This is a genomic window from Vogesella perlucida, from assembly GCF_979366545.1.
The window spans coordinates 12,439-38,392 of the sequence record NZ_CEETRO010000006.1 but is presented as its reverse complement, the minus strand read 5'-3'; the positions used below and the strand labels follow the sequence as shown (position 1 = coordinate 38,392).

The 25,954-nt window shown below is 63.8% G+C and carries 27 protein-coding genes; 11 read left to right on the top strand and 16 right to left on the bottom strand.

What is annotated here, in order from left to right:
* Positions 1 to 186 precede the first annotated feature (186 nt).
* The 4 genes from ACZ9XP_RS10150 to ACZ9XP_RS10135 form a co-directional block, all read right to left on the bottom strand.
* Positions 187 to 555: a VOC family protein gene (locus tag ACZ9XP_RS10150; protein ID WP_147682227.1), complete on the bottom strand. Its 369-nt coding sequence runs from the start codon at positions 553 to 555 to the stop codon at positions 187 to 189.
* Between the two features lie 139 nt (positions 556 to 694).
* Entirely contained in the window at positions 695 to 1,630 is a 936-nt protein-coding gene (locus ACZ9XP_RS10145) for a hypothetical protein (RefSeq protein WP_147682226.1), read from the bottom strand.
* Between the two features lie 86 nt (positions 1,631 to 1,716).
* A complete protein-coding gene (locus ACZ9XP_RS10140; protein WP_147682225.1) occupies positions 1,717 to 2,862 on the bottom strand; it encodes a glycerate kinase family protein in 1,146 nt (381 codons plus the stop codon).
* A 210-nt stretch (positions 2,863 to 3,072) separates the two neighbouring features.
* A complete protein-coding gene (locus ACZ9XP_RS10135; protein ID WP_147682224.1) occupies positions 3,073 to 3,984 on the bottom strand; it encodes a LysR family transcriptional regulator in 912 nt (303 codons plus the stop codon).
* Between the two features lie 119 nt (positions 3,985 to 4,103).
* Between ACZ9XP_RS10135 and lysA the strand changes: the two genes are divergently transcribed.
* The gene (gene lysA, locus ACZ9XP_RS10130; RefSeq protein WP_147682223.1) at positions 4,104 to 5,342 is read left to right on the top strand and encodes a diaminopimelate decarboxylase; all 1,239 of its coding nucleotides are present in this window, start codon (positions 4,104 to 4,106) and stop codon (positions 5,340 to 5,342) included.
* A gap of 92 nt (positions 5,343 to 5,434) precedes the next feature.
* A complete protein-coding gene (locus ACZ9XP_RS10125) occupies positions 5,435 to 5,869 on the top strand; it encodes an MFS transporter (protein WP_240803337.1) in 435 nt (144 codons plus the stop codon).
* Here the strand turns inward: ACZ9XP_RS10125 and ACZ9XP_RS10120 are convergent.
* On the bottom strand, positions 5,866 to 6,192 hold the full coding sequence (locus ACZ9XP_RS10120) for a hypothetical protein (RefSeq protein ID WP_147682222.1): 327 nt from the start codon (positions 6,190 to 6,192) through the stop codon (positions 5,866 to 5,868). The two genes, ACZ9XP_RS10125 and ACZ9XP_RS10120, sit on opposite strands and share 4 nt — an antisense overlap.
* A gap of 165 nt (positions 6,193 to 6,357) precedes the next feature.
* On the opposite strand from ACZ9XP_RS10120, the gene ACZ9XP_RS10115 reads away from it, so the two are divergent.
* The gene (locus tag ACZ9XP_RS10115) at positions 6,358 to 6,948 is read left to right on the top strand and encodes an MliC family protein (protein ID WP_465188360.1); all 591 of its coding nucleotides are present in this window, start codon (positions 6,358 to 6,360) and stop codon (positions 6,946 to 6,948) included.
* Between the two features lie 37 nt (positions 6,949 to 6,985).
* Here ACZ9XP_RS10115 and ACZ9XP_RS10110 read toward each other — a convergent pair whose 3' ends face one another.
* The gene (locus ACZ9XP_RS10110) at positions 6,986 to 7,930 is read right to left on the bottom strand and encodes a GlxA family transcriptional regulator (RefSeq protein WP_465188359.1); all 945 of its coding nucleotides are present in this window, start codon (positions 7,928 to 7,930) and stop codon (positions 6,986 to 6,988) included.
* A 119-nt stretch (positions 7,931 to 8,049) separates the two neighbouring features.
* Between ACZ9XP_RS10110 and ACZ9XP_RS10105 the strand changes: the two genes are divergently transcribed.
* The 3 genes from ACZ9XP_RS10105 to ACZ9XP_RS10095 all read left to right on the top strand — a co-directional run bounded on the left by ACZ9XP_RS10105 (position 8,050) and on the right by ACZ9XP_RS10095 (position 10,826).
* Positions 8,050 to 8,676, top strand: a complete 627-nt coding sequence (locus ACZ9XP_RS10105) for a cysteine hydrolase family protein (RefSeq protein WP_465188358.1) — start codon at positions 8,050 to 8,052, stop codon at positions 8,674 to 8,676.
* A gap of 123 nt (positions 8,677 to 8,799) precedes the next feature.
* On the top strand, positions 8,800 to 9,189 hold the full coding sequence (locus ACZ9XP_RS10100; RefSeq protein WP_465188357.1) for a hypothetical protein: 390 nt from the start codon (positions 8,800 to 8,802) through the stop codon (positions 9,187 to 9,189).
* A gap of 65 nt (positions 9,190 to 9,254) precedes the next feature.
* Complete coding sequence (locus ACZ9XP_RS10095; protein ID WP_465188479.1) at positions 9,255 to 10,826, top strand: lipoprotein N-acyltransferase Lnb domain-containing protein; 1,572 nt, start codon at positions 9,255 to 9,257, stop codon at positions 10,824 to 10,826.
* Between the two features lie 24 nt (positions 10,827 to 10,850).
* Here the strand turns inward: ACZ9XP_RS10095 and ACZ9XP_RS10090 are convergent, their stop codons facing one another.
* Positions 10,851 to 11,330, bottom strand: a complete 480-nt coding sequence (locus ACZ9XP_RS10090; protein WP_147682217.1) for an Lrp/AsnC family transcriptional regulator — start codon at positions 11,328 to 11,330, stop codon at positions 10,851 to 10,853.
* A gap of 112 nt (positions 11,331 to 11,442) precedes the next feature.
* Here ACZ9XP_RS10090 and ACZ9XP_RS10085 point away from each other — a divergent pair, with 112 nt between their 5' ends.
* Positions 11,443 to 12,471, top strand: coding sequence for a histone deacetylase family protein (locus ACZ9XP_RS10085; RefSeq protein WP_147682216.1), 1,029 nt, complete (start codon positions 11,443 to 11,445; stop codon positions 12,469 to 12,471).
* A 75-nt stretch (positions 12,472 to 12,546) separates the two neighbouring features.
* On the opposite strand, the gene ACZ9XP_RS10080 is transcribed toward ACZ9XP_RS10085, so the two are convergent.
* Both ACZ9XP_RS10080 and ACZ9XP_RS10075 read right to left on the bottom strand, forming a co-directional pair.
* Positions 12,547 to 13,242: a DsbA family protein gene (locus ACZ9XP_RS10080; protein ID WP_147682215.1), complete on the bottom strand. Its 696-nt coding sequence runs from the start codon at positions 13,240 to 13,242 to the stop codon at positions 12,547 to 12,549.
* Positions 13,236 to 14,099 (bottom strand): MBL fold metallo-hydrolase, encoded by an 864-nt coding sequence (locus ACZ9XP_RS10075; protein ID WP_147682214.1) that lies wholly within the window; start codon positions 14,097 to 14,099, stop codon positions 13,236 to 13,238. Before ACZ9XP_RS10075 ends, ACZ9XP_RS10080 begins: the two co-directional genes overlap by 7 nt.
* Before the next feature lie 130 nt (positions 14,100 to 14,229).
* Here ACZ9XP_RS10075 and ACZ9XP_RS10070 point away from each other — a divergent pair, with 130 nt between their 5' ends.
* Positions 14,230 to 15,132 carry a LysR family transcriptional regulator gene (locus ACZ9XP_RS10070; protein WP_147682213.1) on the top strand — a complete coding sequence of 301 codons (903 nt, stop codon included), beginning with the start codon at positions 14,230 to 14,232 and terminating at the stop codon, positions 15,130 to 15,132.
* On the opposite strand, the gene ACZ9XP_RS10065 is transcribed toward ACZ9XP_RS10070, so the two are convergent.
* The 7 genes from ACZ9XP_RS10065 to zigA all read right to left on the bottom strand — a co-directional run bounded on the left by ACZ9XP_RS10065 (position 15,120) and on the right by zigA (position 21,669).
* The gene (locus tag ACZ9XP_RS10065) at positions 15,120 to 15,857 is read right to left on the bottom strand and encodes a transporter substrate-binding domain-containing protein (protein ID WP_206211082.1); all 738 of its coding nucleotides are present in this window, start codon (positions 15,855 to 15,857) and stop codon (positions 15,120 to 15,122) included. The two genes, ACZ9XP_RS10070 and ACZ9XP_RS10065, sit on opposite strands and share 13 nt — an antisense overlap.
* A 150-nt stretch (positions 15,858 to 16,007) precedes the next feature.
* Positions 16,008 to 16,175: a FeoB-associated Cys-rich membrane protein gene (locus ACZ9XP_RS10060; RefSeq protein ID WP_147682212.1), complete on the bottom strand. Its 168-nt coding sequence runs from the start codon at positions 16,173 to 16,175 to the stop codon at positions 16,008 to 16,010.
* A gap of 10 nt (positions 16,176 to 16,185) precedes the next feature.
* Positions 16,186 to 18,030: a ferrous iron transporter B gene (gene feoB, locus ACZ9XP_RS10055; RefSeq protein ID WP_147682211.1), complete on the bottom strand. Its 1,845-nt coding sequence runs from the start codon at positions 18,028 to 18,030 to the stop codon at positions 16,186 to 16,188.
* A gap of 7 nt (positions 18,031 to 18,037) precedes the next feature.
* Positions 18,038 to 18,307, bottom strand: a complete 270-nt coding sequence (locus tag ACZ9XP_RS10050; RefSeq protein WP_147682210.1) for a FeoA family protein — start codon at positions 18,305 to 18,307, stop codon at positions 18,038 to 18,040.
* Positions 18,308 to 18,482: 175 nt separating this feature from the next.
* Positions 18,483 to 19,100, bottom strand: coding sequence for a DUF1826 domain-containing protein (locus ACZ9XP_RS10045; protein ID WP_147682209.1), 618 nt, complete (start codon positions 19,098 to 19,100; stop codon positions 18,483 to 18,485).
* A complete protein-coding gene (locus tag ACZ9XP_RS10040; RefSeq protein ID WP_465188356.1) occupies positions 19,100 to 20,437 on the bottom strand; it encodes a dihydroorotase in 1,338 nt (445 codons plus the stop codon). Before ACZ9XP_RS10040 ends, ACZ9XP_RS10045 begins: the two co-directional genes overlap by 1 nt.
* Positions 20,434 to 21,669 (bottom strand): zinc metallochaperone GTPase ZigA, encoded by a 1,236-nt coding sequence (zigA, locus tag ACZ9XP_RS10035; RefSeq protein ID WP_465188355.1) that lies wholly within the window; start codon positions 21,667 to 21,669, stop codon positions 20,434 to 20,436. The genes ACZ9XP_RS10040 and zigA overlap by 4 nt, the downstream gene beginning before the upstream one ends.
* Before the next feature lie 149 nt (positions 21,670 to 21,818).
* Here zigA and ACZ9XP_RS10030 point away from each other — a divergent pair, with 149 nt between their 5' ends.
* From ACZ9XP_RS10030 to ACZ9XP_RS10020, 3 genes are all read left to right on the top strand, one after another.
* Positions 21,819 to 23,036 (top strand): BtaA family protein, encoded by a 1,218-nt coding sequence (locus ACZ9XP_RS10030; protein WP_465188354.1) that lies wholly within the window; start codon positions 21,819 to 21,821, stop codon positions 23,034 to 23,036.
* Entirely contained in the window at positions 23,033 to 24,133 is a 1,101-nt protein-coding gene (locus tag ACZ9XP_RS10025; RefSeq protein ID WP_465188353.1) for a GNAT family N-acetyltransferase, read from the top strand. The genes ACZ9XP_RS10030 and ACZ9XP_RS10025 overlap by 4 nt, the downstream gene beginning before the upstream one ends.
* 176 nt (positions 24,134 to 24,309) lie before the next feature.
* A complete protein-coding gene (locus tag ACZ9XP_RS10020) occupies positions 24,310 to 25,893 on the top strand; it encodes an ABC transporter substrate-binding protein (RefSeq protein ID WP_465188352.1) in 1,584 nt (527 codons plus the stop codon).
* Positions 25,894 to 25,954 lie beyond the last annotated feature (61 nt).

The window sequence follows — 25,954 nt, the reverse complement described above, 5'->3', positions numbered from 1 at the left end:
TGCTGCTGGCCTTGTTTGGCCAATACGTAGCTTGGGTTGAGCGCAGCGAAGCCCAATGTTTACCTGATCTCTCGCTGCAAGCCCTGCCACTTGCCTGAAAAACGCGGTAAGCGTTCGGGTTCATGTCATTCAGCACGCAGGGTGGGCAAAGCTCAGTATGGCCACCCTACTTGCTACCGTACAGATTCAATCGATGTTCTGGCCAATCCGCCAAAGAACACCGGATGGGTCGTAAAGACAGAAATCACGCATCTGCCAAGGCTGATCTTCCAGCTCGGTAACCTTGACCCCGTACTTTTCAAGGACACCACTTTCGTGGACCAGCTGCCACCAGGCTCCCACATCTTCTACCAGGATGTGCATCATGAAGTTTTCAGCGAATGATTCCGCGCAGAAATCCTGCAGTAAAAAGCTCACGCCCCCGAAGTGGAAATAAGCCACACCACCACCCTCGGAAGCCATCGTGAAACCAAGGTCCTGGTAGAACTGTTTGGAAAGCGCAAAGTCCTTCGACGGGACGAATGCCTTGATTTCCGAGATCTTGAGATTTGACATGGTGTGTTAGCCCTATGACACCAAACGTTTGGCAAGAAGCAAAGCCCAATGTTTACCGAGCTGCACTGCTGCAAATCATGTCAGCTCTTTTAAAAACGCGGTAAACGTTGGGCTTCATTGTAATGGCCTAGCCCTTTCTTCACAGGCCGCGTAGCGACCGGCTTTGCCAAACCGTCTGCAGCCGCGTCTCGGTAAAGTCGTCCGGCGTCACGGTAAGGCGGCGTGGCCATAGGCCCAGAAAGCCGTGCTGACGCGGGTGCATGTCCAGCCACTGCGCCACGCCGCGGTAGCAATAGAACACCAGCTCGGCGCAGCTAAAGCTCTGGAACGCTTTCACGTCGTTGCAGGCAAAGTCGTACTCGGCGCCCAGCTTACCCAGCGCGGCGGCGCAGGCCAGCCGGGTGGCTTCGTGGCGCTGCAGGGTGTGGTCGGCCAGTAGCTGGCTGGCCAGGCGCTGCTCGGCGCTGCCTGGCTGCAGCGCAAAAACCGGCGCCACATCGGTGTGCGGCACGCCCTGAAAGGTATCGGGCAGGCGCAGCACCTGCAGGTAGTCGCAGCGGCAAAAACTGAGGATGTCTTCCATCTGTACGCCTTCCGCCATGGCGTGAATCACCATGGCGTTATCGGGCCAGCTGCCATCGCTGTGCGGCTGCAGCACGCTATCAAAAAAGCGTTCCCGCATGGCCTCGCGGTGTGCCGGCAGTGCGGCCGCGGGGATGCGGCGGTCCTGGTCCCAGGCGTAGCCACTGATATCGGCGGCGGCGTGCTGGCGGTCTGGCTGGGCGATGTGGCCAACGTAGAGCGCGGCGTGGGTAAAGCGCCCTTTGCGGCGCTGCCCGGTGCCAAGCGGCCAACTACTGCGGATAAACCAGCTATCCAGATAGCCATCGTAGGCGCGCAGCAGGATATCGCCCGGCTGCAATACGCCCAGCAGCTCGCGCACGTCGGCACCTTTGACACGGTAGGTAGACGGGTCGAATACGATGACCGGCGGGGCGCGAAAGTACTTCAGGCGCCCCAGCAAGGTCATGGCGGCTTTTTGCAGCGGGCGGAACATATCAAATACCAGCAGCATTCAATGTATGCACTATGACAATTGAACACCATGACAGCAAGCCAAGACCCGCCCGGCCTGACAATATGGCCAGCCACCCGTGTGGTTTAAGACACGCCCTGCCCCAGCGCCAGCAGCGCGCCCACATTACCCGCCACCCGCGCCAGGTTGGCCGCAGCGTTGCCCAGCGCGGCTTCCAGCGTGGTGATGCGGTCCACGCAGGCAAACACGGCGCGGATGTGGTGCTGCTGCAGCGCCTCTACGCCGTCGCCCAACGCGCCACCAATGGCGATGGTGGGTACGCCATGGCGTGCTGCCAGCGTGGCCACGCCCACCGGCGTTTTGCCAAAGGCGCTTTGGCCGTCCAGCCGGCCCTCGCCAGTAATCACCAGGTCGGCGCCTTGCAGCGCAGCGGCCAGCCCTGCCGCCTCCAGCACCAGCTCGATGCCGGCCTGCATGCGCCCGCCCAGCACCGCCAGTGCGGCCGCGCCCATGCCGCCGGCGGCACCGCTGCCGGGCAAGTTGGCCGCATCGCAGCCGGTGGTGACGTGCAGCACGGCGGCGTAGCGCGCCAGCGCGGCGTCCAGCTGCGCCACCATGGCGGGGGTGGCGCCTTTTTGCGGGCCGAATACCGCGCTGGCGCCGTGCTCGCCCAGCAGTGGGTTACGTACATCGCAGGCGATATCGATGCGGCATTGCGCCAGCCGCGCATCCAGCCCGGCCAGATCCAGCGTGGCCAGATTGAGCAGCGCCGCACCGCCAGGCGGCAGCGGCTGGCCGGCGGCGTCCAGCAGCCGCGCGCCCAGTGCGGCCAACATGCCGGCGCCGCCGTCGTTGGTAGCCGAGCCGCCTATGGCCAGAATCAGCCGCCGTGCGCCGTGATCCAGCGCGGCGCGGATGAGCTGGCCGGTGCCGTAGCTGCAGGCGCGTAGTGGGTCGCGCTGTTCGCGCGGCACCAGCGCAATGCCGCTGGCGGCGGCCATCTCGACTACGGCGGTTTCGCCGTCGCCCAGCATGCCCCACGCCGCCTGTACCGGCGCACCCAGCGGGCCACGTGCTTGCAGATAGTGATAACGGCCACCGGTAGCGGCCAGCAGCGCATCCAGCGTGCCTTCGCCACCGTCGGCCACCGGCACGGTGTGCAAGACGGTATGCGGCAGGTGCGGCGCCAGCGCGGCGGCGATGATGTCGGCCACCTGCTGCGCACTAAGGGTTTCTTTGAAAGAATCGGGGGCGATGACGATCTTGCGCATGGTGTCTCCTGCTGGCGGCACGCTGCCGCCGCATGATAAGGGTTGGCCGCTACCGTGCGGCCAGGCTGATATGGATGCCAAAGCCTGCTTGCCACGCAATCTGGCTTTGCCTTGCCAACAGAAACTTTGCCAATTCAAAGGCTTACACGACACAACCCGGCTTGGCCGGTGCCGTGCCACCTTGATGCGTACGGCGTCAGCAGCCAGCCGCTACAGTGCAGCCAACCTTTGCTGCAGGCTGGCGGCCTCCTGCTGCAGCATATCGATAAAAGTAGTGGTCAAGGGCGACGACGGGCGGTACAGCGGCTGCACCAGGCTCACACGGTACGGCACCGACACGGCAAAGCGGCGCAGCTGCAGGCCGCTACCGGCCATGGCCAGCGCGGTGAGCGGGTTGACAATAGCCACGCCCAGCCCTTCGCGCACCAGCGCGCACACCGATACCGCGCTGTGCGTTTCCCACAGTAGCTGACGCCCCACACCGGCCTGCTCGAATACTGCATCCAGCAGCCGGCGATAGCGGTCGTCCGGCGACAGGCTGACAAAAGGCTGCCCGGCAAAATGCTGCGGGCTGAGCACGCTGTGCGCCAATAGGGGGTGACCCTCGGGCAGCACGCACAGCTCGTCGGCCTCCAGCACTGCCTGCAGGCGGGTGCCAGGCGGCGCTTCGCTGTGCTCGGTCAGGCCGATATCAAAGCGCTGCGCGCTGAGCCACTCTTCCAGCAACGGCGATTCCTGCGGCGTAATGGCTACCCGCGCCTGCCCGGCTACGGCGTGCAGGCGGCGGCACACCGCCGGCAGCAGCGCATGGGCAAAGGCCGGCAGACACACCAGCGCCAGCTGCGCCTGGTCCAGCCGCGCCAGGTTGGCCGCGGTTTCGCTTACCCTGGCCAGGCCGACGTAGGCGCGCTGCACCTCGTCGTACAGCGCCAGCGCACGCGCCGTGGCCTGCAGGCGGCCTTTGTCGCGCTGAAAAAGCGCGTAACCCAGCAGCTGCTCCAACCGCGCCAGCTCGCGGCTGACGGTGGGCTGCGAGGTGCGCAGCAGCGCGGCGGCACCGGTAACGCTGCCGCTGAGCATGATGGCGCGGAATACCTCGATGTGGCGGTGACTGATTTCCACGCCTACCTCATATCAAAAATGAATCGACTGGCAAAATAATAGCATTTTACCGAATAGACGGCAGCGGGCATGATGCAGGGCAACACGCCGCACGACGGCTCATATAACAGGACAAAGCGATGCAAACACCCGACACTTCCCGCCTGGCCGGCCTGGCCGCCCGCTACGGCACCCCACTGTGGACGTACGACGCCGCAACCATTCGCCAGCGCATTGCCGAGCTGGCCGCGTTTGACACCATCCGCTTTGCGCAAAAAGCCTGCAGCAACACCCACATCCTGCGCCTGATGCGCGAACAGGGTGTAAAGGTAGATGCAGTATCGCGTGGCGAGATCTTGCGTGCACTGGCCGCCGGCTACGACGCCCAGGGCGAGCCGTCCGGCATTGTATTTACTGCCGACCTGCTGGACCGCGACACGCTGGCACTGGTAGTGGAACACGATATTCCGGTGAACGCCGGCTCCATCGACATGCTGCAGCAGCTGGGCACCGCCCACCCCGGCCACCGTGTCTGGCTGCGCATCAACCCCGGCTTTGGCCACGGCCACAGCAACAAGACCAATACCGGCGGCGAGCACAGCAAGCACGGCATCTGGCACAGCGACCTGCCGGCAGCGCTGGCGGTCATTCGTCAGCACGGCCTGCAGCTGGTGGGCCTGCACATGCACATTGGCTCTGGTGTGGATTACGGCCACCTGCAAGAAGTCTGCGGCGCCATGGTGAACCTGGTGCGCCAGGTAAAAGACGCCGGCCACGACCTGCACGCCATTTCTGCTGGCGGCGGCTTGTCTATCCCCTACCGTGATGGCGACGCCACCGTGGATACCGCACATTACTTTGGCCTGTGGGACGCCACCCGCCACGAGGCTGCCGCGCTGCTGGGCCACCCACTGGCGCTGGAAATCGAGCCAGGCCGCTACCTGGTGGCCGAGTCCGGCAACCTGCTGGCCGAAGTGCGCGCCACCAAGGACGTTGGCCGCAACCACTTTGTACTGGTAGACGCCGGTTTTAACGAGCTGATGCGCCCATCCATGTACGGCAGCTATCACCACATCACCGTGGTACCGCAAGACGGCGTAGCGCGTAGCGAGAAACCCAGCGTGGTAGCCGGCCCGCTGTGCGAATCGGGCGACGTGTTCACCCAGGGTGACGGCGGCGTAGTACTGCCGCGCAACCTACCTGCAGCCAACGTGGGCGACCTGCTGGTGTTCCACGATACCGGTGCTTACGGCGCGTCCATGTCCAGCAACTACAACAGCCGCCCGCTGATTGCCGAAGTGCTGGTAGACGGCGATAGCGACCGCCTGATCCGCCGCCGCCAGACGGTAGAAGAGCTGCTGGCGCTGGAAGCGCTGTAAAACACAGCACCCGCAAGATTAACGCCCTGCCGGCACCCGCCCGCAGGGCGTTGTTGCGCCAATAGCCGCCAAAACAGCGTGTTCTGCCCTGTTTGGCGCCTAGCCGGGGCGATAGCCGCTACAGTATCGTCATACCCGCTCACGGCCACACCCATGCTGCCACCCTGCCGCGCCACCTGCTGACCCCGCTGATTATTGCTACCGCGCTGTTCATGGAAAACCTGGACGCCACGGTGATTGCCATCTCGCTAGCCGTCATTGCGCAAGACCTGGGGGTGAACCCGATTGCGCTAACGTCTCATCTGGTGAGCCTGGCAGTGCTTACCCCGATCAGCGGCTGGATGACCGAGCACTTTGGCACGCGGCGCGTGTTTCGCGCGGCGATCGTGGTGTTTACCACCGGCTCCCTGCCATGTACCTTGAGCAGCAGCCTGGCAGGCTTTGTGGCGGCACGCTTTGTTCAGGGCATGAGCGGAGCCGCGCTGGCGCAGACAGCCAAGCAGGGCGGATGCAGCTGCGGCGCTTAGGTGTTCTGGGCCACTGCAGTGATGCGCCGCTGTGCGCTGCGCTGCGGCGTGGCATGTGGTGCGGGTGCCGGGCGCATCAACGCCGGGTTTTCGGCCAGCAGGCGCTCCATCAGCCGACCGCGGGCATCGACATGGTGCTGACCATGCCAGTCGGCCAGTAGCTGCTGGGCCAATTGAAAGTGGCTGGCATCCAGCTGCGCCAACGCGGCCAACTCGAAAGGCAGCTTTAATTCCAGCGCCAGGGCCAGCTGCTTCAATACCGCCAGCTGCCTGCACTGGCCAGACTCGTCCATCATTTTCTTGATACGCTTGGCTGCGTTCATGCTTGTTCCTTAGCTGGCGTGTCACGCGGGGCTTGTATGACACGTCATCAAATCATCAAGTTCTATAAGAACACAGCCACAATGAAAAGTTAAATACCTTTTTATAAAATAAATAGCCAATCATTGGCATAAAAAAAGCACAAGCCACCTGAAAGATTCGCCATCATGAAAGCACTACGCTGTTTGATCCTGCTGCCCCTCCTCCCCCTGCCCGCATTGGCCGCCGCCGCTGCACCCTCCTTCCCCTGTAGCAAAGCCGCCAGCAGTGCAGCAAAACAGGTATGCAGCACCCCCACACTGGCCGCGCTGGATCGCCAGCTGGCCCAGGTCTATCGCCAGGCACGCAGCAAGGCGGGTAAAACACTGCAAGCCACGCTGAAAGCCGAACAGCGCGGCTGGGTGAAAGGGCGTGACGATTGCTGGAAAGCCGGCGACGTGGCCGCCTGCGTGCACGATAGCTACACACTGCGCATTGCCGAGCTGCAAGCGCGCTACCAGCTGCTACCGGTACAGGCCAGCGCACGCTACCAGTGCGGCGCCCAGGCGGCCAACGATATGCGGGTACGCTTTTACGCCACGCAGCCGGCCACGCTCATTGCCGAGCGCGGCGACCGCAGCGAGCTGATGTACCAGCAAACTGCCGCCAGCGGCACGCGCTACGCCGGCCGCAACAGCTGGCTGTGGGAACACCAGGGCGAAGCTACCGTGGTGTGGGAATGGCAAGGCGCCGAAGAGGTATGCCGCGTACAGCGCTGAGCCCGCAGGCCGCCCGCTGCGGCCAACCCTGCCGCACCTAGCCGGCAAAGCTGCGGCGCCAGTCGCCTGGCGACACACCAAAGCGGCGGCGAAAGTGCTGCCGTAGCGATAGCGCGCTGCCAAAGCCGGCCTGCTGCGCGATGGCCTCTACCGTCAGCGGCGTGGTTTCCAGCAGCTGCTGCGCCCGCACCAGGCGCTCGGCCAGCAGCCATTGCTGCACTGTACTGCCGGTGAGCTGGCGAAAATGGCGGGTAAAGGTACGGCGGCTCATCAGCGCCCGCTCGGCCAGGCTGTCCAGTGTATGCGGCTGCTGCAAGCTGGCGCGCACCGCGTCCAGCAGGCCGGCCAGCCGGCTGTCGCGGGCATTATCCGGCAGCGGCTGGGCAATATACTGCGCCTGCCCGCCCTGGCGGTGCGGCGGGGTCACCAGATAACGCGCCACCTGCCCTGCTGCCGCAGCACCGCACTGCTGGCGCAGCAAGTGCAGGCAGCAATCCAGCGCCGCTGCCGTACCGGCCGAGGTCAGCACCCTGCCATCGTCCAGATACAGGCTATCCGGCGCAACGCTTATCGCGGGATAGCGCGCGGCAAAGTCATCGGCAAACGCCCAGTGCGTGGTAGCCGCCAGGCCATCCAGCAGCCCGGCCTGCGCCAGCACGTAGGCTCCCAGGCACAAGCCCATCACTACCGCACCACGGGCGTGAGCGTCGCGCAGCGCCTGCAGCAGCGCCGGTGCGGCCAACTCGTCCACGTTGCGCCAGCTGGGCACAATCACCACATCGGCCTGTGCCAACCCCTCCAGCCCGGCCAGCCCAAGTAGCTGGAAACCCGCACTACTGGCCAGCGGCCCGGCTTCCCAGCTGCACACCTGCAGCCGGTAGCCCAGCGCCGCACCGTGGCGCTCGCCAAACACCGCGCACGGCACCGCCAGATGAAACGGGCTGATACCGTCAAACGCCACCACTGCCACCTGCCTGCTCATGCCGTACCTCCGTCATACCATATGGCCCGATGTTAACGCATATTGTCATACGGGCCACTCACGATACCGCCGGCAAAGCGGCACACTGTGGCCACTCTCACCCCGCTACGGAACCCGCCATGAACACCCCACAACGCGCCCTGATCGTTATCGATGTACAAAACGAATACTTCGACGGCCAGCTGCCCATCAGCTACCCGCCACGCGAAGACACCCTGCCGCGCATCCTGCAAGCCATCGATGCGGCCAACCTGGCCGGCATACCGGTGGTACTGGTACGCCACGTCGCGCCAGCCGGGAGCCCCATCTTTGCCGACGGCAGCCACGGCGCCGCACTGCACCCCGAAGTCGCCGCCCGCCAGCACCAGCTGCTGCTGGATAAACAGCACGCCAGCTGCTTTACCGGCACCGGGCTGGACGCCTGGCTGCGCGAACGCGGCATCGACACCCTCACCATCTGCGGCTACATGACCCACAACTGCGACGCCAGCACCATCATCCACGCCAGCCACGACGGCTACCGGGTAGAGCTGCTGCACGACGCCAGCGGTGCCCTGCCCTACCGCAACGCCGCCGGCAGCGCCAGCGCCGAGGAAATCCACCGCGTGTACTGCACCGTAATGCACACCGGCTTCGCCGCCGTGGCGGCTACGAACGACTGGCTGGCGGCGGTAGCCAGCGGCAACGCGCTAGCGGCAGATAATGTCTACACCTCGCACCTGCGCGCTACGGGCAAGCTGGATTAAGAGAAAATGGCGAAATATTGGTGCACTTGCATAAAAAGTGCATTCGTCATTAAGATGAAAGAATGTGTTTTTTGGCAGATAGGCGCAAGCACATAGAACCGCACTTAACAACAAGGCCCAAACATGAAATATGCGATCCCCTCCATTCTGCTAACCATCAGCACCCTAAGTGGTTGCGCTTCAATTACTCAAGGTACTTCTCAAATTATCTCGTTTAGCATTGAACCGTCCGAAGCTAGATGCTCCGTAATCAACAAAAGCGGTGCCACACTCGGAACAGTCAGTGGTCGAAATAATCTCCTCCAAGTATCGAAAGGTGCCAGCGATCTTGTCGTTACCTGTACTGCCGATGGCTATGAGCAAAAAACAACCCGCATTGTTTCTTCCACTCAAACAGCTGGGGTTCTCGGGGTAGGTATTGATCTAGGCATAACGGACATGCTGACAGGCGCAATGTGGAAGTATCCCGATCATGTCTCCATCGTTATGGATAAAATTCCACCAAAACCTTAACCGAAAACTTGTTCACTTAGGGCATTTCTAATCTCTGAAAATTGCCGACGGGTAACTCTGGTTAAATATTCCTAGCTGCCGTATGCCGCCTCCCTATCCAGTACTGGTGGCTGCAGCGGCAACTGGCACTGCCCGACCTGCCTCTGGATAGCTGCCCGGACGCGCAAGCCTTCCGCAGCAAAGCGCCCATGAATACACTGAGCCTGGTGTTTGTCAGCGAGACACTCACCCAGCCTTCCAGCATGATGGGGCACGCATTTCTCAAGCTATCGGGGCAGAATGCACAGGGGCAAACCTTGACACACGCCGTCTCGTTCTATACCGATGCGGACACGTTCAACCTGCCCAAATTACTGTTCGATAGCCTGGTTACCGGCAAGCAGGGCTATTTTGCGCTGACCCCCTACCAGGAACAGCAAAGCCGCTATACGGATGAAGAAGAACGCAATGTGTGGGAATACGACTTCAAACTGGATAGCTGGCAGCGCGAGCTGGTGCGACTGCACCTGCTAGAGCTCAAGCAAAGCGATCTGCGGTATTTCTTCCAGGACTACAACTGCGCCACCGTCGTACGCTTCATCATGGCCCTGCCAGGTCGGCTACCAGAGCAAGGCAGCGGCTGGGTAACGCCCAAAGACCTGGTACGTGTAGCAAACGAGGCCGGGCTGATAGACGAGCAGCGCACCATTACGCCCAGCCGCTGGATGACGCGCAACCTGGGCAAACAACTGTCCGCAGGGCAACTAGCGGCCAACCAGGCTGCGCTGCACAGCAATAGCATCAACCCTGCCCTGTTTACCCCTGCCGACGAACAGCACTATATGCAGCTGGAGCATGCAGCGGCACTGAACCAGTACAGCTATCTGCAAGGCCAGCTAAAGCGCAGCCAATGGCTGCAAAACGACCGCCAGCTGGCAAACATCCGTCAGCAGCAATTTGCCGGCCAGCAGCTCTCCGCCGATGCACGCCTGGACCCGGCCTATGCGCCTGACGACAGCCAGATATCAATCAACTGGCAACAGCGCAATGGCCAGCACGGCGTGCTACTAAGCTACCTGCCCGTGTCACACTGGCTGGCAGACGACAATCGCAGCTACCAACGGGAAAATGGCCTGCAGCTACTCAGCCCTAGCCTGCTGATACCACGGCACGGCAAAGGTGCCAGACTGGATAGCTTTGTGCTGTACGGCATGGAAAGCCTGCTACCTTACGACCCCACCACCGGCGGCCTGTCGGGCAAATTCCGCCTAGCCTACCAGCCACAGTACGGCAAGCAGCTGCAGCTGGCACGCGCCACCTCGGCTATTGCCATGGGCGGGCTTACCCGCCGCCTGCACGACGATATCGACCTGTACCTGCTGGCCGGTGGCGGGCCCGGCATGCGTAGCGGCCAGGTTTATCTGCAAGCACAGGCGGAGGCCGGGCTGATTCTGCGCGGTGTGTTCAACAGCAAAACGCAGCTACAGCACAGCTGGCACCGCAACGAGCTGAACAGCCACGAAGGCTATCGCCAGCTAGCTATCTGGCAGTCGCTGTATCTGAACCGCCAGCACACCGTATGGCTGGGCGCGCAGTGGCGCCGCCAGGGCGTCACCACACAGCACGACACCACCCTGGGTTACAAGTACCTGTTCTAGCCCCTGCGGCCAACCCTGCCGCCCTCACAATGGCAGGCGGCTGCCAGCCTTGATTTCACGCAGCGCCAGGCTGGAATGAATGGACACCACGCCTGGCGTCTGGCGCAGGACGGTTTCCACAAACACGCTGTAGTCGTCCAGCGTGCGCGCCACCACCTGCAGCAGATAATCAGCATCCCCGGTGATCTTGTGGCAGCTCAGCACCTGCGGGTGCTGGCACATGGCGGCCTCAAAGGCATTGGGCAGCTCGCCACCATGCACGCCAAAGCGCACCTGCACAAAGGCCAGCACGTCCAGCCCCAGGCGGCGCCGGTCCAGGTTGGCCTGGTAATCACGCACATAGCCTTCCTGCTGTAGCCGCTTTAGCCGGCGCCAGCACGGCGTGACGCTGAGTGACAGCGCCTCGGCCAGCGCGGTAGCAGACAGCGCGCCGTCTGCCTGCACCAGGCGCAACAGCGACAAATCGGTTTCGTCCAACGCCTTTTCGACAAATTTTTCGCTCATATGCACGCCAATACAGAATAATTTTGCCCATTATGCAAATCGGCGCAGGCAGATAGCAAAGCATTTTCAGCCATCGCGCCGGATACTGGGCTTTTGCACTGCGGAGCCCACCATGCTGACCTTTTACAATGACACCCACCGCCTGCACCACGGCAGCGAGCTGAAAGACGGCCACCTGATGCCCTGTTTCGAGGAGCCAGGCCGCGCCGACACTATCTTGCAGCGCGTATTGCAAAGCCAGCTGGGCACCGTGCTGCCCGGCCAGGCATTTGATGCCAGCTGCTACGCCCGCGTACACAGTGCCCGCTATGTCCGCTTTTTGCAGCAAGCCTGGGACGAGTGGCAGGCGCTGGGCCACCAGCACCATGCCCTGCCGCTAGTGTGGCCGGTACGCGACCTGCGCCACGATATCGAGCCGCAGCATATCGATGGCAAGCTGGGCTTTTATGCCATGGATGCCGGCGTGGCCATTACGCCCGGCACCTGGGCGGCAGTCAGCGCCAGCGCCAACCTGGCACTGAGCGGCATGCAGGCCGTACTGGGCGGCGAGCAGGCGGCGTTTGCGCTGTGCCGCCCGCCTGGCCACCACGCAGCGGCTGAATACATGGGTGGCTATTGCTACCTGAACAATGCGGCCATCGCCGCCCAATACGCACGCGACCACGGCGCGGCACGGGTGGCGGTGCTGGATATCGACTTCCACCACGGCAATGGCACGCAGAGCATCTTTTACCAGCGCAGCGATGTGCAGTTCATCTCGCTGCACGGCGACCCGCTGGTGAGCTACCCCTATTTCAGCGGCCACGCCGACGAAACCGGCAGCGGCGACGGCGCGGGCTACAACCTGAACCTGCCACTGCAGCACGGCACGGCGTGGGATGGCTACCAGGTGGCACTGGCGCACGCCTGCCAGCGCTTGCAGGCCTATCGCCCGGACGTGCTGGTGGTGTCGCTGGGGGTGGATACCTTCAAGGACGACCCGATCAGCCATTTCCTGCTGGATAGCGAGCACTACAGCCGCATCGGCGCCATGCTGGGCGCACTGGGCCTGCCCACGCTGTTTGTGATGGAAGGCGGCTATATGGTGGATGCCATCGGTAGCAATACCGTGAATGTGCTGGCCGGTTTTAGCGGCCAATAATGGCGCTGGGCATGGCCGATAAAAAAACACCCCGCCAACCAGACTGACGGGGTGTTGTGCTAGTTGGCCGCAGGCTTAGCGGCAGCCTTCCGGCGTGCAGAAGGCGCCATCGGCGGCCTGCTCTGCGGCGGCACCGCCCAGCAGCGCCTGCAGGTGGCCGGCAAACGCGGTGGGCTGCCCCAGCCACGGCGAGATGTCCAGCCGCTGCAGCTGGCCGTTAAGCTCCAGCAGCAGCGAGGGGAAACCGCGCAGGCCGTTGGCGGCCATGTCACGGTGGCTGCGGCCAACGTGGGCATCAAACTCGCCCGCCTGGCGCTGGCATTCGGCGGCAAAGGCCGCGTTGTCCAGCCCCAGCTCGGCAGCCAGTGCTTGCAGCACGCTGGCATCGGCAATGCGGCGGCCTTCGGCGTAATGGGCGTGCTGGATGCGGTGCAGCATGGCCAGGCCCTGGCCAGCCAGCGTGTCGGCCGCCAGAATTGCCAGCGTGGGCGGCGTGCTGTCGAACACCGCGTTGCCATCCAGCAGCAAGCCGTTGAAGTAGGCATCACCAAATGGCTGGCCGGTCAGCGCGTGAATGCGCTGGTCGTGCGGCATGACGTAGTTGCGCAGCCGGGGCGACACTGGCTGGCGGTTGGCACCGCTCATCATGGCGCCTGCGTGCAGCGCCACACGCAGGCCGGGGATGGCAGCCGCGGCGGCGGTGAGCGGCGCGGCGCCGTAGCACCAGCCGCACAGCGGGTCGTAGTAGTAATGCAGGGTGGCGCTTACCATTTCATTTCACCTTTGTTCACTTTGGCGCCGATATCCAGCGCAATGCCCAGGCCCGCTTCCGGGTAGGCACGTTTCATGGCGTCGATCAGCTCGGCACCGGTTTTGGCCTTGGCCGCTTCGCTGTCAAAGCGCAGCAGGTATTGGCGGGTGTAGTCGATGGCGCTGCTATCCAGCGCGGTACCCGGCAGCATGTGACCAGGCACGACCACGGCCGGCTTCAGCGCTTTCATTTCGTCCAGCTGGGCAACCCAGGCTTGGCGCTCGGCCGGCTGCTGGGTGTCGGCAGTCCACACGTGCAGCTTGCCGAATACGGCCACGTTACCGGCGATGGCACGGATAGACGGAATCCACACATAAGGGCGGTGCGCCAGCACGCCATGGGTGCCACGGATGGCAATCTCTTCGCCGTCTACGGTCAGCTTGTCAGCCGCCAGTGCGGTAGGCAGTACCGGTTTTACCGGGGCGTTGGCACCCATTTTCGGGCCCCAGAACGCTACCTTGCCTGCCAGTTTGGCGCTGATTTTCTCGCGCACGGCGGCGGTGGTCACCACCTCGGCCTGCGGAAAGATCTGCTTCAGCACTTCGGCGCCAAAGTAGTAGTCGGGGTCGGCATTGCTGATGAAGATGGTTTTCAGGGTCTTGCCGCTGTCCAGCACGTTGGCCGCAATACGGTAGGCGTCGGCGCGGGTAAAGCCGGTGTCGATGACCACCGCCTCGCTCTTGCCGCTGACTACCACGGCGTTGGCGTGGAAGCTGTTGCCGTCGGCGTTGTACACCTTCAGGTTCAGCGGCTCGGCAGCGTGGGCGGCGCCGAAGGCCAGGGCAAAAGAGGCAGCAAGCAGGGTTTGGCGAATCATGGTCAGTCCTTTCAATGTGGCGGCAAACACTGCCGCGGTGTGCATCGGGTATGGACGACACTATAATTTCCATATTCGCGCAGATAAACGCGATAAACTGCGCATATTTGTTGCACAAATCGAGCAAATCATGGACAGACTCACCGCCATGCAGGTGTTTGCCGACGTGGCCGCAAGCGGTAGCTTTACCACCAGTGCCGAGCGGCTGGGCATGTCGCGCGCCATGGTCACGCGCTACGTGGCCGAGATGGAGCAATGGCTAGGTGCCCGCTTGCTACAGCGCACCACCCGCAGCGTGACGCTGACCGACGCGGGCGAGCAGGCCCTGCGCCGCTGCCTGCAAATGCTGGCCCTGGCCGAAGAAACCGCAGACGAGGTGGCCCCGCCAGACGGGACGCTACGCGGCCAACTACGGCTGACCAGCAGCATGTCGTTTGGCCACGCCCACCTGGCGGCGGCCATCAGCGACTTTCTGGCGCTGCACCCGCAGCTGAAGATAGACCTGAACGTGGGCGATGCCGCGCTGAACCTGGTAGAGGCACGCATCGACCTGGCCATCCGCATCAGCAGCGAGCCGGACCCGGCGCTGATCGCCCGCCCGCTGGCTGGTTGCGACTCGGTACTGGTGGCCAGCCCGGCCTACCTGGCGGCACAAGGTTGGCCGCAACAACCGGCCGATCTGGCCCGCCACCGCTGCCTGGGCTACGCCAACTTTGGCCGCAGCACCTGGCGCTTTGGCCGGGATGGGGAATGGCAAAGCGTGAGCGTACCGACACGCTTTACCGCTAATGAAGCCACCGTGCTGCTGCACGCGGCGCTGGCTGGTGGCGGTATCGCGCTGCAGCCCACCTATCTGGCGGCGCCGCTATTGGCCAGCGGCCAACTACAGCAGGTCTTGCCAGGCTGGGAGGTGCCACAGATGACCATCTACGCGCTATACGCTTCGCGCCGCCACCTGTCGCCGGCGGTTCGGGCGCTGCTGGATTTTTTGCTGGCACGCTTTGCCGGCGCGCCGTGGGATCAGGCACCGTAACGGCGCTGCAGTGCCGTCAGGCGGCCGTCGGTCTTGATGCGATCCAGCGCCTGCTGCAGGCTGCGCAACACCGCGGGGTTGGTATCTTTATTGAAGGCAAACCAGTACTGGTAGCGCTGGTCCAGCGTCCACACCGGGCGGATGCGCGCCGGGTCCACTTTTTGCTGCCGCAGCTGCCATTGCATGGCCCAGTCCAGCATCACTACCGTATCGGCGCGCCCCAGCAACAGCTTTTTCAGGTTCACCTCGTCACTTTGGCCATATTCCAGCTGCGCTGCCGGCACACCCAGCTGCTGCAAGCCGCTGGCAGCACTGGATGATGCCAACACGCCATGGCGGTAACGCAGGAGGTCGGCCTGTTTGCGCAGCACCACATCCGTACGCGTGTCCAAGGTATACACCACGATACGGCGCGGGGCGATGGGGCCTACCCAACGGAACAGTTTTTCACGTTCAGGGTTACGCACAATGCTGTACAGCGCGGTGCCCGGCTGCTGCTTCACCGTACGGTAGGCGCGCAGCCACGGCACCAACTCCAGCTGCACCGTGTGGCCTGCGTCTGCCGCCATCAGCTGCAGCAGCTCGCTGGCAAAGCCGCCCACGCGACCGTTTTCCTCAAAATTAAGCGGTGGCAGCGCCTCGGTGTAGGCCTTGATGGTGGCCGCCACGGTAAACGCAGGAAACAACAGCGCCGCCAATGCCGCGGCCAACAAGGTTTTTTTCATTATTCTGGGCCCAAGTTTCTATAAGTCTGAGCCTAGGACAACGCCGCGCCCCGCACAAGGCCCGTCCAGGCACACCAGCTAGCAGCGCTGGCAAAAAAACACCCCCGGCTTGCCGTGGCAAACAGGGGGTATTGGCCGCAGCCCGCCAGCTTAGTGGCAGCCACCGCCCTTGCAGCTGCTGCAGCTACCGCAGCCATCCTGCTTGGGCGCCGCACCCGGCTGCGGCTTGCGGCGGCGCGGCAGGTATTGGCGCAGCAGGTACAACACGGCTGCGGCGACGATCAGGCCAACCACGGCCCCCTGCATGCTTTCACTCATGGTGTGCTCCTTATGCCCACAGGGCAGCAATATGGCGTACCAGCAGCGCGCCAAGGTAAGCCAGACCAAACAGGTAGGCGGTGAAAATCACCGTCGCCTGGCGCGAGTTGGTTTCGCGGCGCACCACCGCAATGGTGGCCAGGCACTGCGGCGCATACACGAACCAGGCCAGGTAGGCCAGCGCTACCGGCAGTGCCCAGTCGTGCGCCAGTGCGCCACCCAGCGCGTCCTCACCGCCTACGGCGTACACGGTAGCCAGGGCGCTCACCGCCACCTCGCGCGCGGCCATGGCAGGGATCAGGGCAATGCACATTTGCCAGTTAAAGCCCAGCGGGTCGAACAGCGGCTGCATCAGCTTGCCCAGCATGCCGGCAAAGCTGTACTCGATCGCCGGTAGCGTGGCACCCACCGGCGCATGCGGAAAGGTGGCCAAAAACCACAGCACGATAGACAGCGCCAGAATGATGGTGCCCACGCGGCGCAAAAAGATCCACGCACGCTCTTTCAGCCCCAGCGCAAAGTGGTACGCATTGGGCCAGCGGTAGTTGGGCAGCTCCAGCAGCAGCGGGAAGCCCTGGCTTACCACCTGGCGGCCACGCATGACCCAGGCCACCAGCGCAGCGCTGACAATACCGGCAACGTATAAGGCAAACAGCGTCAGCCCCTGCAGATTGAACACGCCCCACACGGTGCGCTGCGGCACAAACGCACCAATCACCAGCGCGTACACCGGCAGGCGCGCCGAGCAGGTCATCAGCGGCGCGGTAAGGATGGTCAGCAGGCGTTCTTTCGGGTCGGCAATGCTACGCGTAGACATGATGCCCGGCACGGCGCAGGCAAAGCTGGACAGCATGGGGATAAACGAGCGGCCGGACAGCCCCACGCCACGCATCAGGCGGTCCAGCAAAAACGCGGCTCGCGGCAGGTAGCCGGAATCTTCCAGCGCCAGGATAAAGGCAAACAGGATGATGATCTGCGGCAAGAACACCAGCACGCCGCCTACGCCGGCAATCAGGCCATCCACCACAAAATCGTGCAGGATGCCGGCGGGCAGCAAGCTGCCCACGGTTTCGCCCAGCCACGCCATGCTGCCGTCGATGGCGTCCATCACCGGCGCGGCCCAGGCAAACACCGCCTGGAACATCAGCAGCAAAATGGTGGCCAGCAGCACCAGGCCCAGCACCGGGTGCATCACCAGCGCATCCAGCCGGTCTTGCCACGCCGGGGCGTGCGACGGCGCCGACACACTGCTGGCCAGCAGCGTATCGATACGGGCGTACAGGTGCTCTACCGCCTCGGCACGCTCTGGCAGGGCCAGGCGGCCGCTGCGGCTGCCTGCCGTGCGGGCACACTGTGCCAACGCGGCTTGCAGGTCGGCCACGCCGTTTTTGCGTACAGCCACGGTTTCTACCACCGGCATGCCCAGCTGTTGCGACAGCATGGCGGTATCGATGGTAATGCCGCGGCTGCGGGCCGTATCGGCCAGGTTCAGGGCCAGAATCATGGGCAGGCCCAGTGCCTGCAGCTCCAGCACCAGGCGCAGGCCCAGCTTGATATTGGTGGCATCCACCACCGCCACCAGCACATCGGGCGCGGCCTCGCCGGCCATTTCGCCCAGGATCACGCGGCGCGCTACTTGTTCGTCGGGCGACGCCACGTACAGGCTATAGGTACCGGGCAGGTCGATCAGCTCGGCCGGGCGGCCCAGACCTGCCAGGCTACCCAGGCGTTTTTCGACCGTCACACCGGCGTAGTTGGCCACTTTGGCGCGGGCGCCGGTCAGGCAATTGAACAGTGCGGTCTTGCCGCAGTTGGGGTTACCCACCAGGGCAAAACGCAATAGGGATGAAGACATGGCGGAATCAGGCGGGATGAACAGTGGTCAGGATCTTGGCGGCTTCGCTGCGGCGCAGGCCAAACTTGGTGCCGTTAATGCGCACGGCTACCGGGTCGGCACCAAACAGGCCAAAACCGATCACCTGCAATACCGCACCGGGCAAGAAGCCCAGCTCTTTCAGACGCTGGGTAACCTGCGCGTCCAGCTCGCCAAAATGGCTGTGGCTGGCGATATCGACAATGGTGGCACGTGCGCCCTTGGGCAGCTGGTGCAGCGGGGTGGCAGTATGTGGCAAAGCGCGCTCCTTGCTGGTTAGAAAACCGCATCAGCAAATGCGATTAATTCTTTTTATCGTAGCAATAAGCACAGCCTATGTACACCCGCCAAACCTGATACAGATCAAGCAAAACGTATCCATCTGTAGCGGCATGCCATAGGCAAAGACCATCAACCCCGCCACGCCCAGCCCCTCAATACATGGCATCCAGCACCAGCAATACCCTTGGCAGCTGGCTGCCTGCGGCGGGCGAACGGTGGATCGCACCAGCATCGCCATTGCCTTGCCACTGGCTACCTTTTAGCAGCACCACCTCGCCTGCCACGCTGCGGCCAACCTTTGCCGTGTGCATCAGACCGGAGGTTTCGTCGGGCAAGCCGCCACTGCCACGCCCCAGAAAGCGGCGGTCAGCACCGGAAAGCCATTCGGTACCCGGCCCGCGCCAGGTGCACACCAAGCGGATGCCGGTGCGGTCCACATGAAAACGCGGGCACATGCTGCCATCCAGCACCTCTACCCGCCAGCCCACCTGCGCGCAGCCCAGCAAGGTGGCGTACATATCGGCCAGCAGGGCAATGTCGTCTTGCAGCGCCTGCCGCCCTGCGTCTGCAGGCCAGGCGGCCAGCACGGGCGCTTCGCCAGCCGATAGCACGCCGCGATAGCCCAGCCGCAAGCTACCGCTGGCCGCCAGGCTATCCAGATAGCCGGCCACCCCGGCGGGCATGGGGCGCTGCCAGCACAGCAGCTGCACCTGAGGCTGAAAAATCTGCGGCCAATCCGCCAGATGCGGCGTAATAACAATATCGCGCATCAGCCCCCCGCTCTGCCGCCAAACTGCAGCGCCCGCCCCTGCACACCGGGCTGCAAACGCCCCTGATACCAGGCCAGCTGGCCGGATACCACGGTAGCACGCACATGGTGGCGCAACGGGCGGTGCTCGAACGGCGACCAGCCGCAGCGCGACATCACCGGCAGCACCGGGCCAGCGCCAGGCGCCACGAGTGCCAGGTCGGCCCAGCAGCCCTCGTCCAGATAGCCGCGATCGCGTATGCCAAACAGCTCGGCCACGTTATGGCTGGTTTTCTGCACCAGCTGCGGCAGTGTCAATACGCCGTCGTCCACCAGGCCCATCAGCGCCGGTAGCGCGTGCTGCACCAGCGGCAGGCCACTAGGCGCCTGCCAGTACGGGCGGGCTTTTTCTTCGGTGGTGTGTGGGGCGTGGTCGGTACCGATCACATCGATACGGCCATCGGCCAAGGCCTGCAGCAAGGCGGCGCGGTCGGCGGCGGTTTTGACCGAGGGGTTGCATTTCAGGCGGTTGCCCAGCCTGGCGTAATCGGCCTCGTCAAACAGCAGGTGGTGCACGCAGGCCTCGGCGGTAATGCGCTTACCCGCCAGCGGGCCGGCATCGAACAGCGCCAGCTCGCGCGCGGTGGTGAGGTGCAGCACATGCAAGCGGGTGTCAAACTGCCGCGCCAGGCTCACCGCCAGGCTGCTGCTCTGCCAGCAGGCTTCGGCGCTGCGTACCTGCGGGTGCAGCGCTGCCGTTGCCTCGTCGCCGTATTGTGCTCGCAGGCGGGCGGTATCAGCCTCGACCGTGGGCGTGTGTTCGCAATGCGCCAGCAAAACGGTGGGCACGCTGGCAAACAGACGCTCCAGCAGCGCCGGTTCGTCCAGCAGCATATTGCCGGTGCTGGCGCCCATGAACACCTTAACCCCCGCCACGCGGCCCGGTGGCAGCGCGGCCACCAGGTCCAGGTTGTCGCTGGCGGCACCAAAATGAAAGCCATAGTTGGCCGCGCTGTGCTGTGCGGCCAACCATTCCTTGTGCGCTAGCGCGTCCAGCGTGGTGGTGGTGGGCGTGGTGTTCGGCATGTCCATAAAGCTGGTAATGCCGCCCGCCAGCGCCGCGCGCGACTCGGTGGCGATGCAGCCCTTATGCGTAAGCCCCGGCTCGCGAAAATGCACCTGGTCGTCGATCATGCCGGGCAGCAGCCAGCCGCCAGCAGCGTCGATGTGGTGCCGGGCGTCGGCATCAATACGGCTGGCGATGCGCTCGATACGCCCAGCGTGCACCAGCAGGTCACCTTCGGCCACGCCACCGCGGTTTACCAGCCGTGCGTTGCGAATCAGGATGTCTGCTTTCATGCTGGCAGCGCCTCGCTGTCTTCTTCTACGTCGCCCCACTGTGGAAACGGGTCTGGCAGGCTGGTCCAGGCGGCCGGGCCGGCAGCCAGCTCGTCGTCGGTCAGCAAACAGGCGTCAAATGCCGCAGTCAGCGCAGCCTGGTCCATGCCCATGCCGATGATCACCAGCTCTTGCTGGCGGTCGCCCCAGGGCTCGGCCCAGCGGCTAGTGATAATGGCGCGGCTTTCGTCGTCTTGCGGCCAGTCGGCACGGTCTACCGCATCCCACCACAGCCCGCCCAGCCCGTGGCGTGACATGGCGCCCGCCTGCGACCAGCTGCCCACCAGCATGGGGCGGGTAGCCAGCCAAAAGTAACCCTTGGAGCGCACCACGCCAGGCCATTCTTGCTGTACCCATTGGTAAAAACGCTGCGGGTGGAAAGGCTGGCGCGCACGGTAGACAAAGCTGGTAATGCCGTACGCTTCGGTTTCCGGCACGTGCTCGCCGCGCAGCTCCTGCAGCCAGCCGGGTGCGTCGGCCGCCGCGTCAAAATCAAACAGGGCGGTATCCAGCACGGTATGCAGCGGCACGCGGCCAAAATGGCTTTTGACGATGCGCGCACGCGGGTTCAGCGTGGCCAGAATGGCTTCCAGCCGCAGGATGTCGCCGGCCGACATCAGGTCAGTCTTGTTCAGCACAATCACGTCGCAGAACTCCACCTGCTCGATCAGCAGGTCTACCACGGTGCGCTCGTCTTCTTCGCCAGCGGCTTCGCCACGCTGGTGCAGGAAGTCTTGCGAGCTGTAGTCGCGCAGAAAGTTAAAGCCGTCCACTACGGTGACCATGGTGTCCAGCCGGGCGATATCGGACAGGCTGTGGCCGTCGTCATCGCGGAAGGTAAAGGTTTCTGCCACCGGCAGCGGCTCGGCAATGCCGGTAGATTCGATCAGCAGGTAGTCAAAACGGCCCGCTGCGGCCAACTGCCGTATCTCCACCAGCAGGTCTTCGCGCAAGGTGCAGCAGATGCAGCCATTGCTCATTTCTACCAGTTTTTCTTCGGCGCGGCTTAGCGCGGCGCCGCCTTCGCGCACCAGCTGTGCGTCGATGTTGACCTCGGACATATCGTTCACGATTACCGCCACGCGGCGGCCTTCGCGGTTATGCAGGATATGGTTCAGCAAGGTGGTTTTGCCTGCACCCAGAAAACCGGACAACACGGTAACGGGCAGGCGGGGGTCTTGTTTGGCGGGCATGGCTCACTCCGGCGTTATAACGTAACATTAGCTTATGTTATGTTGTAACATACCTGTCAAGCCCCCTGCGTCATCGCAGCGCAACCAGCTTGTCATCAAGCTGCCATGCCACGCCCGCACTATTTGATAAAACACACTCAGGAGGCCGCATGAGCACGCACAAGCTAGTTAGCCAGGCAGTGAGCAACTCCACCACCACCGGCCTGAAAGCCATCGGCGACCGCCTGTTTGCCAGCTGGTTCAGCCGCCTGGTATACGCCCAGATCTGGGAAGACCCGGAAGTCGACATCGCCGCGCTGCAGCTGCGCCCCGGCATGCGCCTGCTCACCATTTCGTCCGGTGGCTGCAATGCCCTGGCCTACCTCAGCCGTCAGCCGGCCGAAGTCCACGCGGTAGACCTCAACGACGCCCACCTGGCCATGCTGGCCCTCAAGAAAGCCGCCTTTGCCGAGCTACCAGACTACGCCACCTTGCTGGATTTTCTGGGCGACGCCAGCCAGCGCCAGAACGCGCAGCGCTACCGCCGCTACATTGCCGCCGCGCTGCCGGTAAGCGCCCGCCAGTACTGGGAACACAGCGATATATGGGGCACGCCACGCTACGCGCTGTTTACCTGCCACGCCTACCGCCATGGCCTGCTAGGGCGCTTTATCGGCCTGGGCCATGTGCTGGCCCGGCTGATGGGTGGCAACCTGGGCAAGCTGGCCAAAGCCACTAGCCTGGAAGAACAAAAAGCCCTGTTCGACCGCCATCTGGCACCGGTATTCCGCCACCCGCTGCTGCGCTTTCTGTGCCACCGCGAAAGCCTGCTATACAGCATGGGCATACCACCAGCGCAGTTTGCTGCACTGCGTGCCGACGCGGGTGGCAATCTGCCTGCGCTGTTTGAAAGCCGCATGCGCCGCCTGGCCTGCGACTTCCCGCTTGGCGAAAACCCCTATGCACAACAAGCCTTTGCCCGCCGCTACGACACCGACAACCAGCGCAGCCTGCCGCTCTACCTGCAACAAGCGCATTACCACACCATCCGCCAGCAGCTGGGCAAGCTGCAGCTGCATCATCACTCGCTAACCGACTTTCTGGACGAGCGCGCCCCGCAAAGCCTGGACGCTTACGTGCTACTGGACGCGCAAGATTGGATGGACGACGCCCAGCTTAATGCGCTGTGGCGGCAGATCACCCGCACCGCCGCCCCCGGCGCGCGTGTGGTATTCCGCACCGGTGGTAGCACCTCCCCGCTGGAGCGCCGCCTGGCACCACAGCTGCTGGCCTGCTGGGAAACCGACACCGCCTATAACCGCCAGTTGCACCAGCGCGACCGCGCCGCCATCTACGGCGGCGTGCACGTGTACACCAAGCGCACATGAGCCGGCTGGAAAACCCACTACTGCTAGACAGCCACGCCCACTGGCTCAGCCAGGCACGCCAGCTGGGTGGCCAGCACTGGGTGGCCAACGCCCCCTGCCAGGTCTGCTGCAGCGATGCGGGCACGCCGGCCATTCCGGTCACACGGCTCACCCGCCAGGCCAGCGGTGATAGCTATGTGGCCAGCCCGCGTGCCGCCTGGCTGCACTACCCGCAGGCCGAAGCCGCCCGCCACGGGCGCACAACCCGCCTGCTAGCCACCGCCGCTGGCGGGCCACTGGGCGGGCTCATCAGCGCCGCCCGGCTGGACAGTGCCTGGCACATCAACAACTGGCTACTCTCCACCAACCTGCACCCGCAATGGGGCGAAGACGAGCTGACCCTGCTGACCGACACCCTGCTGGCGCGCCAGCCAGACGCCCCGCTACTGCTGCGCAATGTGTGCGATGCGGCCAACCCCGGCCTGCCAGCCCTGCTGCAAGCCCAGGGCTGGCTGCTCATCCCCGCGCGCCAGGTTTACCTGTGCCAGCCGGCCGACCCCGCCGTGTGGCGCAGCGCCAATGTCAAACGCGACCAAAAGCTGCTGCAGGCCGGCCCGCTCACCGTGCTGGGCCCGGATCAGCTCGGCGAAGCCGACATCCCCGCCCTGCAACGCTGCTTTCGCCAGCTGTTTATCGATAAGCACTCCGCACTGAACCCGGACTTCACCCCGGCGTTTTTCCGCCTGTGCCTGCAGCAGCGCTTTCTGGCACTGCACGCGCTGGCGCTGGATGGCCAGATAGTTGGCTGCATCGGCCTGTATGAGCGCTACGGCTGGCTCACCACCCCGCTACTGGGTTACGACACCAGCCTGCCGACCGAGCTGGGCCTGTATCGCCAACTGATGGCCCTGTTGCTAGCCAAAGCGCACGAGCGCCAGCTCGCGCTGCACTACAGCAGTGGCGCCGGCGAATTCAAACGCCACCGTGGCGGCGTGCCCCACCTGGAATACACCGCCGTGTTTGCCCACCACCTGCACGGCCGCCACCGCCTGGCACTGTCTACCCTGGCCAGCCTGCTGCAACGCACCGCCACCCCGCTACTGCAACGCTACGGCTAGGCACCGGCCCAAGGTTGGCCGCAGCGTGACCTGGGCCCATGCCCAGCGGCCTTGTGCAAAATGGGAAAATGCTTAGCGTAAATAATGCTTGGCATAGCAATACATGCTTTCGGTATGCTGTTAGCCATGATTGCCCGGCGGGCACTTCGCACCGCCGCCGACCCGAAGGACACGCCATGACTGCTCGCCTTACCGCCCTCGCCGCCCTGCTGGCCCTGTCTCTGCCCGCCTTGGCCAAACCGCTGACCGTCTGCACCGAAGCCAGCCCGGAAGGCTTCGACGTGGTGCGCTACAACTCGCTGACCACCACCAACGCCAGCGCCGACGTCCTGTTCAACCGCCTGGTGGATTACGACGCCCGCCAGGGCAAAGTGGTGCCCAGCCTGGCCCGCGCCTGGCAGGTAGCGCCGGATGGCCTATCGGTCACCTTCACGCTGCGTGACAAGGTCGCCTTCCACAAAACCGCCTGGTTTACCCCCAGCCGCACCCTGAACGCCGACGACGTGGTGTTCAGCTTCCAGCGCATGACCGACCCCGCCCACCCGTGGTTCAAAAGCGCCCCCAACGGCTACCCGCACGCCAAATCGTTCCAGCTGGACAAGCTGATCAAGGCCGTGGTGAAAGTGGACGCCCGCACCGTGCGTTTTGAGCTGAACCAGCCCGACGCCACCCTGGTACCGCTGCTCACCATGGGCTTCGCCAGCATTTACTCCGCCGAATACGCCGCCCAGCTGGCCAAAACGGGCAATTTTGAGCAGCTGAACGCGCAGCCGGTCGGCACCGGCCCCTTCGTGTTCCAGAGCTCGGCCAAAGACAGCGCCGTGCGCTATGCGGCCAACCCTGCCTACTTTGGTGGCAAGCCGGCAGTCGAGCGCCTCGTTTACGCCATTGCGCCCGATAGCGCGGTACGCCTGCAAAAAGTCAAAACCGGCGAATGCCAGATTGCACTCGGCCCCAAACCGCAAGATATCAGCGATGCCGCCAGCGACGCCCGCATCAAGGTGCTGACCGTGCCGATGTTCTCCACCGCCTTCATTGCGCTGAACAGCCAGCACAAACCGTTTGACGACAAGCGCGTACGCCAGGCCGTGAACCTGGCCTTCGACAAGGCCAACTACCTGAAAGTGGTGTTTGCCGGCAGCGCCACCGCCGCCGTCAACCCCTTCCCGCCGTCCACGTTTGGCTACAACAAAGCCATCAAGGACTACAACCTGGACATCACGCGCGCCAAAAAACTGCTGGCCGACGCCGGCCTGCCCAACGGCTTTGACACCACCATCTGGATTCGCCCCACCGGCAGCACGCTAAACCCCAACCCGAAAGCCGGCGCCGAAGTGCTGCAGGCCGACCTGGCCAAGATCGGCGTCAAGGCCGAGATCAAAGTCATCGAATGGGGCGAGCTGATCAAGCGCGCCAAAGCGGGCGAACATGACGTGCTGTTCATGGGCTGGGCCGGCGACAATGGCGACGCCGACAACTTCCTGACCCCGCAATTCAGCTGCGCAGCGGTACAGAGCGGTACCAACTTTGCCCGCTTCTGCGACCCCACGCTGGACAAGCTGATCACCGACGCCCGCCGCGACGCCAGCCCGAAACTGCGCGCGGCCAACTACGCCCGCGCCCAGCAGATCATCAAGGAGCAGGCACTGTGGGTACCGCTGGCCCACCCCACCGCCGCCGCGCTAACCAGCACCAACGTCAGCGGCTATAACGTCAGCCCCTTCGGCCGTGTGGATTTCAGCAAAACCGTGGTGAAATAAACCACGCACGCGAGCATCAAAGCCAAGCGGCCAACCTGGCAAAAGGTTGGCCGCTTTTTTA